At 45.9% G+C, this 16,518-nt stretch carries 17 protein-coding genes; 8 read left to right on the top strand and 9 right to left on the bottom strand.

The window, feature by feature from the left end; all coding sequences use genetic code 11:
- Positions 1-67 precede the first annotated feature (67 nt).
- Positions 68-2,989, top strand: a complete 2,922-nt coding sequence (locus HP568_RS08035; protein ID WP_173628818.1) for a collagenase — start codon at positions 68-70, stop codon at positions 2,987-2,989.
- A 76-nt stretch (positions 2,990-3,065) separates the two neighbouring features.
- Here the strand turns inward: HP568_RS08035 and HP568_RS08030 are convergent, their stop codons facing one another.
- The 6 genes from HP568_RS08030 to HP568_RS08005 all read right to left on the bottom strand — a co-directional run bounded on the left by HP568_RS08030 (position 3,066) and on the right by HP568_RS08005 (position 9,152).
- Positions 3,066-3,857, bottom strand: coding sequence for a DUF4247 domain-containing protein (locus tag HP568_RS08030; RefSeq protein WP_048033707.1), 792 nt, complete (start codon positions 3,855-3,857; stop codon positions 3,066-3,068).
- Between the two features lie 17 nt (positions 3,858-3,874).
- Positions 3,875-4,381 carry a DUF4178 domain-containing protein gene (locus HP568_RS08025; RefSeq protein WP_048033708.1) on the bottom strand — a complete coding sequence of 169 codons (507 nt, stop codon included), beginning with the start codon at positions 4,379-4,381 and terminating at the stop codon, positions 3,875-3,877.
- A gap of 25 nt (positions 4,382-4,406) precedes the next feature.
- Positions 4,407-4,811 (bottom strand): DUF350 domain-containing protein, encoded by a 405-nt coding sequence (locus HP568_RS08020; RefSeq protein WP_048033709.1) that lies wholly within the window; start codon positions 4,809-4,811, stop codon positions 4,407-4,409.
- A 66-nt stretch (positions 4,812-4,877) separates the two neighbouring features.
- Positions 4,878-5,543: a PspA/IM30 family protein gene (locus HP568_RS08015; RefSeq protein WP_048033710.1), complete on the bottom strand. Its 666-nt coding sequence runs from the start codon at positions 5,541-5,543 to the stop codon at positions 4,878-4,880.
- 120 nt (positions 5,544-5,663) lie between these two features.
- A complete protein-coding gene (locus HP568_RS08010) occupies positions 5,664-7,919 on the bottom strand; it encodes a type IA DNA topoisomerase (RefSeq protein ID WP_173628817.1) in 2,256 nt (751 codons plus the stop codon).
- Positions 7,920-8,015: 96 nt separating this feature from the next.
- Positions 8,016-9,152, bottom strand: a complete 1,137-nt coding sequence (locus HP568_RS08005) for a DUF2515 domain-containing protein (RefSeq protein ID WP_173628816.1) — start codon at positions 9,150-9,152, stop codon at positions 8,016-8,018.
- Here HP568_RS08005 and shc point away from each other — a divergent pair.
- Positions 9,125-11,107, top strand: coding sequence for a squalene--hopene cyclase (gene shc / locus HP568_RS08000; RefSeq protein WP_173628815.1), 1,983 nt, complete (start codon positions 9,125-9,127; stop codon positions 11,105-11,107). The two genes, HP568_RS08005 and shc, sit on opposite strands and share 28 nt — an antisense overlap.
- Before the next feature lie 9 nt (positions 11,108-11,116).
- Here the strand turns inward: shc and HP568_RS07995 are convergent, their stop codons facing one another.
- Positions 11,117-11,314 carry a hypothetical protein gene (locus HP568_RS07995; protein WP_048033723.1) on the bottom strand — a complete coding sequence of 66 codons (198 nt, stop codon included), beginning with the start codon at positions 11,312-11,314 and terminating at the stop codon, positions 11,117-11,119.
- Between the two features lie 147 nt (positions 11,315-11,461).
- On the opposite strand from HP568_RS07995, the gene HP568_RS07990 reads away from it, so the two are divergent.
- From HP568_RS07990 to HP568_RS07965, 6 genes are read left to right on the top strand one after another with little or no spacing between them, the layout of a single operon-like run.
- A complete protein-coding gene (locus HP568_RS07990) occupies positions 11,462-11,713 on the top strand; it encodes a spore germination protein (protein WP_173628814.1) in 252 nt (83 codons plus the stop codon).
- The gene (locus tag HP568_RS07985) at positions 11,710-11,955 is read left to right on the top strand and encodes a spore germination protein GerPB (RefSeq protein WP_048033724.1); all 246 of its coding nucleotides are present in this window, start codon (positions 11,710-11,712) and stop codon (positions 11,953-11,955) included. The genes HP568_RS07990 and HP568_RS07985 overlap by 4 nt, the downstream gene beginning before the upstream one ends.
- 21 nt (positions 11,956-11,976) lie before the next feature.
- Positions 11,977-12,585, top strand: a complete 609-nt coding sequence (gerPC, locus tag HP568_RS07980; RefSeq protein ID WP_254551076.1) for a spore germination protein GerPC — start codon at positions 11,977-11,979, stop codon at positions 12,583-12,585.
- The gene (locus HP568_RS07975; protein ID WP_053079609.1) at positions 12,582-12,773 is read left to right on the top strand and encodes a hypothetical protein; all 192 of its coding nucleotides are present in this window, start codon (positions 12,582-12,584) and stop codon (positions 12,771-12,773) included. The genes gerPC and HP568_RS07975 overlap by 4 nt, the downstream gene beginning before the upstream one ends.
- A 14-nt stretch (positions 12,774-12,787) precedes the next feature.
- Complete coding sequence (locus HP568_RS07970; RefSeq protein WP_048033726.1) at positions 12,788-13,180, top strand: spore germination protein GerPE; 393 nt, start codon at positions 12,788-12,790, stop codon at positions 13,178-13,180.
- A gap of 3 nt (positions 13,181-13,183) precedes the next feature.
- Complete coding sequence (locus HP568_RS07965) at positions 13,184-13,399, top strand: spore germination protein (RefSeq protein WP_007717765.1); 216 nt, start codon at positions 13,184-13,186, stop codon at positions 13,397-13,399.
- Between the two features lie 85 nt (positions 13,400-13,484).
- Here HP568_RS07965 and ppsA read toward each other — a convergent pair whose 3' ends face one another.
- Positions 13,485-16,100, bottom strand: coding sequence for a phosphoenolpyruvate synthase (gene ppsA / locus HP568_RS07960; RefSeq protein ID WP_173628813.1), 2,616 nt, complete (start codon positions 16,098-16,100; stop codon positions 13,485-13,487).
- A gap of 211 nt (positions 16,101-16,311) precedes the next feature.
- Positions 16,312-16,518: Hsp20/alpha crystallin family protein (locus HP568_RS07955; protein WP_173628812.1), on the bottom strand; the 207-nt coding region annotated here is incomplete at its 5' end.

Raw genomic sequence — 16,518 nt, 5'->3', positions numbered from 1 at the left:
TTGGATACCGATACTATAAAATATTCACTTCTACTGCCAAAAAGACTGAAAAGGAGTCATAAAAGAAATGAATCATTCATGGATTAGCATGGTAACAGCAGGATCAATTGCAATTTCAACGGTAGCGGCAGGCTTGCCACTAGCAGCTCAAGCCAAAAGCACGCTGCCAAGCCCATCTCAAGAGCCCAATGATTCGCAGCTTGGTCATACACCGGTTCAGGAAAACATGTCGAAGAGTCAGTTGCGCCAAGCAGCCAAACAGGAGAAGTACAGCATCTCGCATCTGAAAACATTGGACAATTCAGAGCTTGTTGAATTGTTGAAGGAAATCAGTTGGACGCAAATCCCTGAGCTGTTTACTTACAACGACGACACCCAGGAATTTTATGAGGATCGGGAGCGTGTTCAGGCCATCATCGATGCCTTGCAAGAAAGTGGTAAGAACTTTACCAAGGATGACGAGCAAGGCATACATACATATGTAGAGGTTTTGCGTTCGGGTTATTACTTGGGGTATTACAATGATGAATTAAAATATTTGATGGAGCCAAAGTATAAGGAAAAGATTATTCCAGCACTTCAAGCAATAACTACCAATCCCAATTTCACCTTAGGTACAAAGACTCAAAATGAAATCATTAGTTCTACGGGAAAATTAATCAGCAACACGACTGTTGATTCTGAGACAATCGGCCTTCTGTCAAAAGTAATGGAGGACTTTAACGACAATCGGGATAAATGGTCAGATGATCGCGAAGCAAGCGAGGCTTTTTACAGCGTCCTCCAAGGTGTTGGCTATGTTCTGATTTGGGGAGTCGCTGATTCAGAAAGAGATGAGCTGGAAAGCAACATCGATGCATTTCTCGACCCCATTTTTGACATGGCGGAAAATGGTGAGACTTCCGCTGATCACGTATGGTTAACGAACAATGCCTTGTATTACACAGGGAAATTGGGAAGCTACTACAGTGATCCAGACAAAGCCAATGACATATTGACGAAAGCGATGAAAACTTATAAAAAGTGGAGCGAGCCATACTTCACTGCCGCGCAACAAATCGCGGAAACATATGGCGAGGATGCCAATGGTAAAAAAATCGACCTCGAGGAAATGAAAAAAGAAGGGAAAAAGCATTATCTTCCACAGCAATTTACTTTTGATGACGGAGCGGTTGTGTTCAAAACGGGAGATAAGCTAACAGAAGAACAGGTTGAGCGCTTGTATTGGGCATCTAAGGAAGTGAAGGCACAATTTCATCGTGTCATCGGGAATGACAAGGAGCTTGAGAGCGGTAATCCGGATGATGTACTGACCATTGTCATCTACAATACGCCTGATGAATATAAAATGAATCGCTTCTTGTACGGATACGACACAGATAATGGTGGTATCTACATTGAAGGTACAGGTACTTTCTTCACCTACGATCGGACAAAAGAACAAAGCATTTACAGTCTGGAAGAGCTGTTCCGTCATGAATTCGTCCATTATTTGCAAGGCAGATATGAAGTGCCGGGCATGTGGGGACAGGGAGAGATTTATGAAAACAGCCGCTTGCCTTGGTATGAAGAAGGCGGAGCTGAGTTTTTCGCAGGTGCTACCCGAACAGAAGGAATCAAGCCTCGCCAATCAGTTGTAGGCAATATCCGAAATGCATCGCCTTATCTCGATTACACAGCAGCCGATATGATGCGTGCCAAATACGGAACCCTGGCATTCTACGACTATTCATTCGCGCTTCAGTACCATCTGTTCAAGAATGATTTTGCTCGTCTGGATAAAATCAATGATACGATCCGTTCCAATGATGTATCTGCCTATGATGACTTGATCGAAGATTTCAGCCGTGATCGCGCTCTTGAACGTGGCTATCAAGAAACCTTAGAAGAATTGATCGACCAATATGAAGAGTTGGATGTCCCTCTCGTTTCAGATGATTACTTACAAAAAGTGGACGTAACGAGCAAAGAAGAGGTTTATCGTAAAATCGCAGAGGCTGCCGCTCTGACCGATGTAAAAACAGATGAAAAAGACTCTGAAGAATTCCGCAGCTTCACGTTGCGTGGGGTCTATACGGGAGGAGCTTCCCAAGGGGAATATCAGGATTGGCAAGAAATGAACCGCCTCACAGATGGATTCCTCAAGGAGCTATCGGATCTTTCCTGGAATGGCTATAACACGGTTACGAGCTACTTCACCAATTATCGTACGACAAAAGATGGACGCTTTGCCTATGATGTCGTGTTCCACGGGAAGCTGGCTCAAGAAGATGGCTCCGAAACGGAACAGCCAAATCCAAATCCTGAGGAATCGTCTATTTCATTAGGTAAGCCGATCACCGGTATCATCCATCCACAAAAACCGAATCAGGAGTTCCGTCTCGATGTGAAATCAGCCCAACAGCTTCAAGTTGAGATGGAAACGAAGCAAGGGGATGGCGTGGCGTGGCTTGTATTCCATGAGTCCGATAGAGAGAACTACATCTCCTATCCCACCAAGCGTGAAGGTAACAAGCTGATCGGATCATTTGATGCGAAACCGGGGACTTACTATGTGACTGCTTATACGTATCGTACAGAGCAAGTGGACCAACCGTTTGCGTTATTGGTTACGGGTGAAGATCGCCCGCAAGAGCAACTCTATCAAGAAAACGAGAGCAATGATTCTACTGAACAAGCAAATGGTCCATTGCCGATAGGTACGACTGTTTCAGGTGACATGAAAGGAAACGACTGGCAAGATATCTTTGCCTTCCAAGTAGATAAGCCAGAAGAAATACGTATTTCTCTGAACCCTCAGCAGGGACAAGGTGTGACTTGGATGCTATTCCACGAGGGAAATCAAGATCAGCCTGTAGCGTACCCGCAAGAGATAGAGGGAAATCTGCAAAGTGCCCATTATCAAGTAATGCCTGGCCGTTACTACTTGTATGTGTACAAATATCAAAATGAAGACGTGGTGTATACGGTAGAGACCAAGCAGCGCTAATTTGCAAAACAAAACCACCCCCAAACGAGCTGCAAAAATCGTTTGGGGGTGGTTCGTTTCTCCTGTTTTTTTACAGTTATCGGCGCTTTGTAATTCGCCCAGAGCCCCCTACCTTCGTTCGTGGAGGCGATTTGCTTTTCGGCGGGGAAAAGCTCGAGCGTTTGGATGAGACAGATCCACTCGACTTCGACGATTGTCCGCTGGAGGAACGAATAATTTTACCTGAACTACCGCTGGAAGATGACTCCGCCTGCTTCTTGAAAAGGCTGCCGTCAGAGCCTACCGTACCATCCGTGTTCTTCGCATTACTTCGTTTGAAAATACTTCCCGTACCCTCTTTGGTGATCGGCGGCGCAACTTTTTTGTCCTCGATTGTGGGCACACGATACGTTCCGGAAGGCTTGTAAATGTCCTTGCTAGAGTAGCCACGATAGCTGCCCTTTGTACTTTTCTTGAGCCCGTCGAACAAATCATCCAGTACACTGGCTACAATGTATCCCTGCAAAAACGAAGAATCGTAGTTTTGCCGGACGTACTCTTTGCTGTCGACCTCGATCAACGTATCCGTCGGCTTGGCAGCGTCTTGCTGCAAATGGTATATCTCGTCCGGATAAATGAGGAACATATGCTGCGGATCTTCTTTGGAGATTTCATCTGGCGTATTCTGCTCCGCCAGCTCCAAGGCTACTTCCGGTACAGTCTTGTCTTCCGCACGATAGATGCGTGACGACTGTCCATTGTCCTTGGTTGAGACAGATTCAAGCGGATATGTCTCGCCAACCGCAGGACTGCCACAACCCGCTAGCGTAAGGAGGAACAACGCCGGAATCAGCAGGAGCTTGATTGATTTCATCCATGGATTTGGCATGTACTTGTCCCTCCTCTCTATGTGCCGCGCAGTACCTGCACATCCGCTGGCAGAACACTTTCTCCCTCATAGAGCATGAAACGGCCATCCTGCCACTCGATTCGCAGCAATTGGCGCTGATCCGATTGGAATTGCCAGATGTACTGCTCTCCTGAAGTGTGAAAGGGCGCTTTCCCCACAGTATGGACGGAGCCATTATATTGCTCCTCCAAATGGTAGGTGACGTCGTCCATCTCAATTGTGGTGGGTACTTCGTCTATTGAATCCAGTCGTCCATCAATCACGCTATACAGATGATAGACAATCTTCTCCCGTTCCTCGATGTACAGGTAGCGAATAGTCGTTCCATCCTGCAACGTAAGCATCGTGGCTTTGCGACTCGCATTGCTCGCCTTCCCGATTACTTGATAGGTAACAAGCGATACATCGACCACATCACCCGGTCCCACCGTCAGGATGCTCTTCTCCGGTGCAGGAGGCTCATGCTTGGCAAAAATGTTTTGGATTCGCTTCATCAAACTCATGCTGTACTCCCTTCCCTTTCACGTCTTACAGACATGCAGCCAAAATCAAGGCACCCACGAGATGGAATGAACCAGCCATCATGGCATGTGCCACTTTTCCTTCCTGCGTCCCTTTTTCCAGGTCCAGTCCGGCCACTTGTTTTAACAGCCATTCCACGATTCTCTCCAAAAGGAACAGAATGATAAATGAGAGCACAGAAACGAGCAGCGCTGTCCACAATAAGTTGGAGGTAATGATAGATTGCGATAAGATATATCCTTGCGCAAACAGCTTCATGACAAAACGCGTCGTGACCGCGATGTTTCCATTTTTGATTTCCGTGATGTCCTTGTATTTCGTAAACAATGAATCGATCCACATCAAAACAAAAAGCAAAACGCCGCCGGCTCCTGTCCAAACCAGCATCCCTAGTATTTCTGTCCACGTCAAAGCGAATCACTCCACTTTCGTCAAGGTGTGTAAGGTCTGAAAAAAAGGGAAACCGCCTGAAGCGGTTTACCCCTCATATTTTTTCATCAGAGCAGCCAGTTCGTCCTCAACGGCTTGATCCTTATTCAGCTTTGCAATTTCATCATCTAAAGAGCTCTGTTTTTTGTAAATCTCGCCGCTTGCTTCTGCTTCTGCTTCCATTTGCAGTGCTTTTTCTTCCATGCGTTTCAAGCCAGACATAGCCGAGTTCGTGTCGAAGCTACCCATCGCCTGATTGATCGTCTTTTGCGCTTTAGCTGCATTGACGCGGGCAACTAATGTTTCACGCTTGTTTTTCAGCTCGGTTATCTGTTTTTTCATTTCAGCCAGCTTCTCGCGCAATCCATCGGCTGCCAGCTTGTTTTTCTCGTAGCTGTCCTTGTATTCGTTCATTTTTTGCTCGGCGGCTTTCTTTTCTTCCAGAGCTCGTCGAGCCAGATCGATATTCTGAGCTTGTGCTGCAATATGAGCTTGCTCATCACGCTTTTTCACCAAGGCTTCCTGTTCTTCGTACAGCACCTTAAATTTCTTTTCCAAAGCAATTTGGGCGGCAACCGCTTTTTCTGCTTCATTCAAGTCTTCTTGCATATCACGCAAATACTGGTCTGTCATTTTGATTGGATCTTCTGCTTTCTCAATCAAAGCGTACAAATTGGACATGGTCAAATCACGCAGTCTTTTAAAAATGGACATGGATTATTCCTCCTTAAGTACGTGCTAGGTAGTTCGGCCTAAATGTGCCGCCTCCGTTATACCTGTATTTACGATGGTTACGCAAGTAAGTTTCATAAATTTATTTTTTTATTGGCTACATTATGGCTCGAAAGTAAGTTCGCCCGATTCTACACTTTTTAAGATAAGCTTTGCTTGAAATGGTGTCCCGTCCTGACGTTCAAGCTTCATTTTACCCGTTTTGCCTTTTTCAATGAGTGCTTTAATCTGTGTATCCGTCAGCATACGTCCATAATTCTCTTTCCATATGACGAATTTACAGCCCACGTTGTAATTCGAACAACCGTAGCCTTTGCGTCCCATGAAAATGGAGCCTCCGCAACCCGGTCGTGGACATTTGGTGATGATACTCGAAGTTGTACTCGCGGTCTTTGCTACCGTTCGAGTTGAAGTCTTTGTTGTGGCATTCCTGCCACCTGATCTGCCTGTACTTCGCTCGCCAGCTCGTCCTTTTGTTTTCGAAGCTCCTTTCCGAGTCGTACCCTCACTCTCAAACAAGGTCTTCTCAGCACGAGTTTGTACGCGAACCTTTTCGACGATCATCGTAGCGAATTTCTTCACATTCTCCATAAATTGCCCGTCGGAGGCAGTCCCACGGGAGATCTCATTCAAGCGTCGCTCCCAATGCCCCGTCATTTCAGGAGAGGTTAATAGTTCGATACCTGCTCCCCTAATCAATTCGATAACGGTACGCCCTTTTAGGGTAAGTTGAACCCTTTTCCCCTGCATCTCAACGTATCCGACCTTTTTCAGTCGTTCGATAGTAGCAGCACGAGTTGCCGGGGTTCCCAGACCCGATTCTTTCATCGCATCACGCAGTTCCTCGTCCTCGATTTGCTTGCCTGCGCTTTCCATGGCCTTTAGAAGCGTTCCTTCCGTAAAATGCTTGGGCGGCTGTGTTTCTTTCTCCTTTACCATCGCATCCGAGCATACTACGCTGGCATCAGGCTGAATGATAAAAGGCTCGTTCACTTCAATCTCTTCTTTATCTTCTTCTTTGGCCGCACCTTTCCCATTCTTGGGCTTTTCCTTTTGCTGATCGGCATAAATAATCTTCCAACCGAGACTTTTCCGTTCTTTCACCGACGTTTTAAACCTTTCATTTTCTACATCGGTTATGACCGTATGCATCTTATATTCAGCTGGCGGATAAAACTGTGACAGAAAGCGGCGAACGATCAAATCGTATAATTTCTGCTCATCTGGCGTAAGCCCTGAAGCCTTACGATTTGTCGGCAGGATAGCATGGTGGTCGTCTACTTTTGCTGGATTACATATAAATTTGTTGCCTTTATGAACCAAACTACGGTTTGCACCCTTTACCAGGTCGTCATATCCAGTGCCTTGCAAGGACGACAGGGTGTTGTGCATTTCGGGAATATTTTGCTCTGTCACATAGTTGGAATTCGTCCGCGGATAAGAAATCACCTTGTGTTTTTCATAGAGTGCCTGTGCTACATCCAAGGTTTTCTTGGCGGAAAAGCCGTATTTGCCATTGGCCTCACGTTGCAGCAATGTCAGGTCATACAACTTGAAAGGATACTCCTTCGTATCCTTTACTTCATAGGATGCGATCCGCCCTTGTTTTCCTTTCACTTTTCGAGCCAACATTTCTGCTTTGGATGGATCGGTTAAGCGTTCCCCTTGCCAAAGACCCTTGTACGTCCTCTCCCCCTGTGAAAAATGCCCTTCCACTTGATAAAACGTAACCGATGAGAAAGCCTCTATTTGTTTCTGTCGATCATAAATGAGAGCAAGGACGGGTGTCTGTACTCTTCCTACAGAAAGGAGCACGTTATGTTTGGTTGTAAATGCACGTGAGCCATTCATCCCGATTAGCCAATCAGCTTCACTACGCGCTTTTGCTGCTCTTGTTAAGTTTTCATAGGCTGCGGCATCCTTCATCTCCGCAAATCCTTTCCTGATCGTTTCAGGTGTCAAGTCTGAGATCCACAGTCTTTTAACGGGGTGGCTCAATTTTAGATGTCGCTGAATGAGCGAAAAGATGTGTTGACCTTCCCGCCCGGCATCGCATGCATTAATCAGCAGATTACTTCGTTTGGCCAACTGCCCGATCATTTTTAGCTGATCGAATGTTTTCCGATTGGGCACCAGCTTAAATGGATCGGGAATGATAGGAAGATCATTGATGTTCCACTTTTTATATTTTTGGTCGTACGCCTCCGGTTCCGCCAGTTCAATTAAGTGCCCGATTGCCCACGTAATAATGTATTTTTCACCTTCTAAATAGGTGCGGTGATTTTTCGCTTTAGGATCTATTGCGGCGGCAATATTTCGTCCCATGTCAGGCTTTTCCGCAATAATGAGTGTCTTCAAATCATAATCGCTCCTTCTAAAACTCTCTAAGCAAATCTACCTATCATCTTCTGCCATGATCATAACGTTTTGGATTCCTCTCTATTTTACTACAAGTTAGCTAAGTATTCTCGTTCTGGCTGCGACAGCCCACTCGATTTTTGTCAATACCTGGCAGTACGCTTCACTCATCTCTGCTACATTTGCTGTCTCCTCTGCTTGAGTCAGCACACGCCATACGTCACTCTTGCTTTTATACCAATCTAACTCCTTTGGCGGATCATGGTGCACAGGTCTCCAAACTTGACGCAGCGTTGGGGAAAACATCCGTTTTGCCTCTGAGCGTAGCTGACAGTTCATTAGTTTTACCTGATAAGGCTTGCCAGGATCTGTATTATTCACATCGTGAAAGAGATGGGGCCAATAATCTTTTCGCGAACCTGTGTGTGGCTGTTCCAATGCCCAAGTGTACGCTGCCTCCTGCCTTTTCTGGCCCCCGAATAGCAGACTGTACAGCCTTTTTCCCAAGCTGATTCTCTCTAATAAAGAGGCAAAATGAAACACTCGCTCACCCGCGAGCTGCAAGGAGCTTCCCTGTTCATCAGCCACTGTCCGATGGGGAAACAAGATCATATTCAGTTGCAAAAGCTCCTGTAGGGCAAACGGGATTGTGCGGACAACTGAATTTTGATAGGCCGGTTCTTTCATGACCTGTTCTTCCAAGTAGTTTTGTTCATTGATAATCAAGCCAATGGTGAGCAGCTCTTTGTCGGTGGTCTTCCAGAAATGATTCCAGATCGCCTGCATGAAAGTAGAGACGCCCAGATGAGGAAGTATATAAAAAAGGTTGGTCTGTCTCCTGACACTCTCTTCATACAGTAACAATTGAGGGTACGCATCGTGAAAAATCAGCCAATTTCCCCGCTCCAAAAACGAAAAATAATCCTGCTGCTCTTTTGTTCGTAGCAAGCGAGGCAATAATTCTCCCCGCAAATCGGTCATACTCCATCCCGCATTGCGCGATACGAGATGGGCCAATAGCGCCCAATGAATTTGTGGATGCTTTTGATAAAACGACAAATAGGCGCGCGTTCTGTCTATGTTGTCATGGTTGTGGGCGAGCGTCTCCTGCCTAATCCGCTCTACCGTCTTTTGATCTTGTGCTGGCAATGGTGCTGCTGTCGCCGTACGGACTTTCCCCAGATTTTTGGCAAGCGGCAAGCGAGATGCGTATTGGTACCACGAGAAACCCACCGATGCTCTTCCCCCTCTCTTCCTCAGGCGACGTATTTTATCGGGAGGTGAATGAGTTGCGTGAAGTCCAGCAAGAAATTAACCGCATTCAAGCCTTTTTGTTACAGCGCCAACAAGAGGATGGCACTTGGCGCTTTTGTCTGGAAAGCTCACCAATGACAGATTCTCACATGATCATCCTATTGCGCACGCTGGGTATTCATGATGAGCGTTTGATGGAGAAGCTCACTGCTCACATCACGTCTCTCCAACACGATAATGGGGCATGGAAGCTGTACCCTGACGAGCATGAAGGCCATCTATCTACGACGATTGATTCGTATTACGCCCTTCTGCTATCAGGCAAATACACGAAGGACGAACCGAGAATGGCTCTGGCTCGCTCGTTTATTTTGGAAAAGGGTGGGCTGACACAAGCGAACATGCTGACCAAATTCTCTACAGCCTTGACCGGCCAATACCAGTGGCCACCGCATTTTCTCGTTCCCGTCGAGATTGCTCTATTGCCCCCGAGCTTCCCTGTCAGCTTTTATGATTTTGTCGGGTACGCACGAGTCCATCTTGCCCCCATGATGATTGTGGCTGATCGCAAATATGTAAAAAAGCCTGACGATGCGCCAGACTTGTCCGATCTGTATGCAGATACACCTATCACTCGCGGGCTATATCCACATCGATTCTTAGAGAATTTCCTCCAAGAGGGGCAAGCGTTCCTCGCCACCATTCACGATTCCTTACAGCGTCTCCCCTTTTTACCCGGGCAACTGCACAAGCTCGCCCTACGGCGCCTGGAACAATACATCCTCGCGCGAATCGAGCCGGACGGTACTCTGTACAATTATTCGACCTCCACCTTTTTCATGATTTTTGCGTTACTTGCTCGCGGTTATTCTCCGAAAGACCCTCTCATCCAAAAAGCGATGCAGGGCCTTACGAATAGTGTCTACGATTATGAAAACGGCGCACATTTGCAGTTAGCTACCTCAGCCGTCTGGGACACGGCACTCTTGGCTTCTTCTCTGCAAAAAAGTGGACTTTCTACCACACATCCCGCGATTCAAAAAGCAAATCGTTACCTGCTCCAAAAGCAGCAGCATACGTACGGTGACTGGAAAATTCGCAATCCAAAAGGAAAGCCTGGCGGTTGGGGCTTTTCTGACTATAACACCATGAACCCGGATATTGATGATACGACGGCTGCTCTGCGCTCTCTGCGCCATCTTGCCCGTACGGATATCACAACAGCAGCCGCTTGGAATCGCGGTCTCGAATGGCTATTATCCATGCAAAACGACGATGGGGGTTGGCCTGCTTTTGAACGAAATACTGATGCTGATTTCATTCGCCACCTGCCGATCGAAGGAGCCGATACCGTCAGTACAGATCCCTCCTCTGCCGATTTGACAGGGAGGACTTTGGAATTACTTGGAAACTATGCCGGCCGAACATTGACTGACCCCCATGTAGAAAAAGGAGTCCGCTGGCTTCTCAAACATCAAGAGTCCGACGGCTCCTGGTATGGACGTTGGGGAATTGCTTACCTATACGGTACATGGGCTGCGATTACCGGACTGATGGCGATTGGCTTTTCCCCTACTGATCCCGCCATTCAAAAAGCGGTTGCGTGGCTGGTTGCCAACCAAAATCCCGACGGCGGCTGGGGAGAATCTTGCCAAAGCGATCAGAAAAAAACGTACGTCCCCCTCGGAGCAAGTACTCCCTCGCAGACAGCATGGGCAACCGATGCATTAATAGCCGTATCATCAAACCCGACACCAGAGCTTCAACGAGGGATTCGCTATTTGCTCACTCACAATCAAGCAAATGACTGGACAACTCGCTACCCGACTGGCGGGGGACGTCCTGGCGGCACTTACTTTGCTTATCACAGCTATCGTTGGATTTGGCCGTTGCTGGCTCTCAGCCACTACCAGACGAAATACGCGAACACGTAAAAAACACCTCTACCCTCTTCGCAAACCAAGGTCTAACGGCTGGAGAGGGACCTGGGGGGAATAAATCACGGCGTGTGGCGGCGTATCAAATATAGAGTAGCAAGACAGGACATCGGTGTCCCCAATCAGCACAATCGACGACTTATTTACGCCACCAAAGCTGAAATCACCGACGTCTATTTTTTTATTCGTCACCTTCATATTCATGGAACTTTTTCTCCTTTTCCTAAAACTCGCGCCTATCTATACATCGTATGCTGCTCACATGAGTTCGGTCGCAAAAACAGGTATGAACACCCACTGGCCTACGACATACAATACAGAGAGGATCTCTCCCAAAAGGATGTGCCGAACATGCCAGCATTCGTTGGAGTCATCAATGTAAACAACGTGGGCGGCGTTTTCAATGTCGGAGACGTCCGTAAAATCGCACCTACCACTTATGCCAAAACCTTCGCGGGTGGAGGATCATTCAATTCTGGTACCAATCTGTCCTTTAAAATTCCACGTAGCGTCGTCTACGTCAATGAACAACCCGATAATGATATTCCACTTTTTGTAGAAGAAACGAACGATTTCAGGGCAAAGGGACGAGATTTCGCATGAATTTTTTTGTGACGCAACATATCGTCATCAATTCACTCAAGATCGAAGGCATAAGCAACTCTTCGGTGTGCCAAATAGGAAGCGCAGGGATTATCAAGCCCGTTTCCAAGCTGTACAACACCGGCGGATTCACAGAGCCAGCACCACAGGTGGGACCTCTACCCTCAACCGGTGCGGAAGAATTCGTGCCCCTCATTCCATTGGTTCAGCCTTCACCTGTTCGCTCTGGCACTCTTAGATGAAGAAGGATGGTCGTCATGTACATGGATCCCGAAATGATGCAGTATATTCAACAGTTACATGACTATATACAATTGCAAAACGATAAGATCGAGAAATTGAAGCAAATGATTGAACAGCTGCAGCAAGATGTAAATGATCTCAAGGAAAAACAGATTCCTTCCGTCATCAAAAACGAGTACAAATTCGACCTGCTAAAAGTTGAGCGACTGGAAGGGACTCTCAATATCGGTTTAAACCCGAAAGGAAATGATGCAGGAATCGGTGATTTTTCCATCAATCAATCGATGGATGTCCCTAATCCGCACCAAAGCAATGCCCCACTTTTTGATCGTGTCCAGAAAGAAATTTATCAATACTTAGAGCAAGATGCCTACCTCGTTCTTGAAAGAATCGAAACAGAGTGCAACTATCCACTGGATAACAATTATCGTGCCTTTATCTTGGATGACATTAAAAAGCAGATCGATCAACGGATTAGGTATTACCTGAGCGAGCTCCCTACCGATGAACTAGAACCAGAGCAGCTCGATGCTTTCGTGCAAAATACGGTCCAAAAAGTGAAACGGGATATCAACAAGACCTGCGAAACATTCGTGAAAAATTTGCCTCGTGAGGTGAACGAACCATGATGAGGTATCAAGTGATAAACGAAGCCATTTGTGTAAAGAAGGTCTCTGTCAGTGCTCTCACTTCTGCCGCTTCCTTGTTTATTGGGGACACACAGACAGTAGACCTCAGAGCGATTTATGAAACGCCACCCGAAAAAATGATTGTCGGAGCCACGATCCCGATTGATACTGCGCTGCCTGCTTCATAAGGAGGGTTGTCACCATGTACCGAAGGACCAGTCATGTCCGTAAGCTGGATGTTCTCTCGGTCGATACCTCATCTGTTCTGCAAATAGGTGATTCGCGGCAGATTGATGCTGTCGCAAACATATTAGCTGTCCAACGTGAGCAGGCCATCTTCTATGAAAATGAATTTATGTTTGAGAATTACTCGGCCTTTTCCGTTCCTTTAACTCCCCCTAGTCTCTCAGATCCGATTTGCATCGATACGTTCCACGACTGCCCGTACATTTTCATTCGAAAAGTGGAAGTCCCTTTCTTAGCAGGATCCTCCGTTGTCCATGTTGGTTCGAACGAATCCATAAAACTCGAAACACGAGTCGTAAATATTCGTCACATTTTCCGAGAAGAGCCAAAAACTGGAGGGAGGGGGTAAGCTGTGCCTTCTGTCATTGGAGCTGTCAATATCAATAATAATTCGGGTACAGTTAACTTCGGAGATACGCTCAACATATCGCCAAAAACAGCCGCCAAGACATTCTCCGGTTCAGGAGGCGGCAACACAGGTAACGTCGTCAACACGCTCAATGGTGTAAACGCAACGAATACACTGGACCCCAATGTCGTCGATCAACCGATGTTTGGGAACATCTAATCCCGGCAGTGTTAATGTCTTTCCATTGACACTGTTTTTATTTTGGCTGAAAACGAAACAAAAAAGGAGGCACGAGGCCCCCTGACTACAATATTTCAATATACCCCTCTGTTCCATTCACGCGAATTCGTTGCCCGTCTTTTATCAGAGTGGTAGCATTTTCCACACCGACAACTGCTGGCAAGCCATATTCACGCGCGATAACTGCCCCATGGGTCATCAGTCCACCCACTTCGGTGACCAGACCTTTTATGGATACAAACAACGGTGTCCAGCCAGGGTCCGTAAAGGAGGTGACTAATATATCTCCCTCTTCAAGATCAGCATCTTCCATGTTTAAGATGACTCGTGCTCGCCCCTCTATAACTCCGGAAGAAACAGGTAGACCTACAATCGCATTGGCAGGCAGATTTTCTCTTTTGTACTCGCCTGCAATGATTTCACCATCTGACGTGATTACACGTGGGGGAGTCAATTTTTCAAAAAACTTGTAATCGTCTTTTCGCTTGCTGATGATCTCATCATCCAATTTGTTTGTGCGTACGACCTCGTGAAGTTCTTCAAAAGTGAGATAGTATATATCTTCTTTGTCATGAATAACGCGATCTTGTACGAGTTGTTCGGCTTCTTTTAGTAAAGCCTGCTTATAAGCGAAGTAGCGATTCACCATGCCGTATTTTGGATATTCCCTAAACCCGATGAAATTCCGGATGAGGTCGATCATTTGTTTTGTTTCTTTTGCTTTTTGTTCACCATCCGGTAATTGCTTCAATCGCTCTACTAACTCTTGTTCTTTTTCCAAGGCTTCCTGTCGCCCATGCTCAAATTTCCGATTGCCAGCATTCGGCTCAAAGTTTTTGATGTTACCTAGAATCATGGGGACAAGTGTCATTGGCTTTTCACTCCAACGAGTTCTCGTAAGATCGATTTCTCCGGCACATCTCATTCCGTATTTCGTGAGATAAGCATAGATTGCGTCTTTCGTTTCCTGTCCACCTTCAAGCTGAACCAGTTCATCCAAAAAGTTATCTTCTTTTACATGCTGTAAAAAATCAATTACTTCTGGATAAGGACGAACGACATCTGCAACATCCATTAGCGCCAGCCCCATTTCCGAAGTAATATTGTTTGGCACAGATTGAGAAAGCGTGTCTGCTACGTTTTTTTCCCCCAACCACTCATTCATTTTTTCGTTGATCCATTTTGAAGCATTCATAGCAGCCGTTATTACACCGATGTTTTGTGGATCAAATAAAATCTTCTTTAATTGCTGGATGTCTTCTCGAATAAAATCAAACAAATCCGGTCCTGATTTCGTTTGAATGTTATGCTTCAACTCTTCGATCGATATTTGCATGCGCTTAATCAAATCAGAAACAATTGTCGGATCGTTTTCGAATTGTTCTTGAAAACCCAAAGCCGACATACCTGGATTGCTTTGACCGGGACTCTGCTCTTTTTTATCGTTTGGTAACAATTGTATAAAATCTCCTCGCTCTATTACGGTCATAAGCGCGTCTTTTATAAGCGGATCGGATTGTCCCAAAGTATCTAATATGAGTTGTCTGCTGTCAGGTGAAGCGAGCATATTTGTAACATCAACAAACAACCTTCCACCCGCTTTGCGCATAGGTGCAGGAGTCGTTAACAGGAAAAAAGACAGTCCCAATGGTTTCATGGGGTCAGTCATCATTTGTTGATGGCCAACAGATACATAGACGTGATTATCTGGATCATTCGCTTCAGGGATGGGGTATAAAGTCGTAATTGGACGACTCTGGACAATATAAAAAGTGTCATCAACCAAACACCATTCGATATCTTGTGGGCAACCAAAATAAGCTTCGATCTGTCTTCCAATGCGTGCCAGTTGTAAAATTTGTTGTTCAGTAAGTGTTTGGGTCTTTTGCTGGTCAGGATCGATCTGCTGTGCCTCTGTTCCGCCTTCTTTTCGTCCATAGATAGCCAAACTTTTGGTTGCTATCCTCTTATCGACGATTTCCCCTTCCTGTACTTTATAACAATCAGCAGATACCAGGCCAGAAACCAGTGCCTCTCCAAGTCCATAACTGGCGTCGATGGATAGCAACTTCCGATTAGATGTAATGGGATCAGCGGTAAATAAAATCCCGGAAGCCTGTGAGAAAACCATTTTTTGAACGATAACCGATAAATAAACGTGACTGTGGTCAAATCCATTTTGCATCCGGTAGATTACCGCACGATCCGTAAATAGGGAAGCCCAACATTTGCTGATGTGCTGCAAAATTGTTTCTTTGCCGATGATATTTAAATAGGTGTCTTGTTGTCCTGCGAAAGAGGCATGTGGTAAATCTTCAGCAGTGGCACTAGAACGCACTGCATAAGCATGCTCCTCTCCGAATTGGGAGAGATAATGCGTAACGGCTTTCACAACATCGGAAGGAATTTCTACTTCCATAATGATTTGTCGAATCTTCCTGCAGATTTCACCAATTTGATCTCGATCTTGTACGTTTAGCATGGTTAGTTGCGCCAACAAAGCATGATACGCTTCGTTTTGTTCGATGGCTTTTTGATAACCTACTGTTGTCACACAAAATCCTTCCGGCACTTGTATTCCTTGAATTTTTGACAATTCCCCCAAATGTAACCCTTTTCCGCCAACGAGCAAAAGCTGCGTTTTATCCATTTCCTGAAAACCGAGAACCAATGAACTCATTCAATATCTCTCCTAACCATTAAATTGAGAAAAAACATTTGACAAGAGTTCGCCAGCATGTTACGATTAAAGTGTAAGATGCGATATCTATGACTACATATTAAAAACAGTCGTGATTTGATTATATCATCGCGTCTGTTTATGTGCAATAAAAAAGAACCTGGTAGAAATACTCAGGTTCTTTTTTGATTTTTCCAGTACCACCCTGCTTTTACAAGCTCGCTTTAAATGTTGTTTTTCGTTCGTTCGCAGCTCCATCACGCATCAAATAGATTTCTAACACCCCATCCTGATACTGGGCCCTCATCCCTTTTGAACGAACAGAAACCGGTAGAGCCAGCTTGCGATAAAAGGGGCCGTAGCTTCGTTCCCCTTGCGTACGAAGCCCCTGGTGCTCACTTTCTTTGATGATCCCTTT

The sequence above is a fragment of the Brevibacillus sp. MS2.2 genome (assembly GCF_013284345.1).
In the GTDB taxonomy this organism is placed as follows: domain Bacteria; phylum Bacillota; class Bacilli; order Brevibacillales; family Brevibacillaceae; genus Brevibacillus; species Brevibacillus brevis_C.
This window is presented reverse-complemented; position numbering and strand designations above follow the sequence as displayed.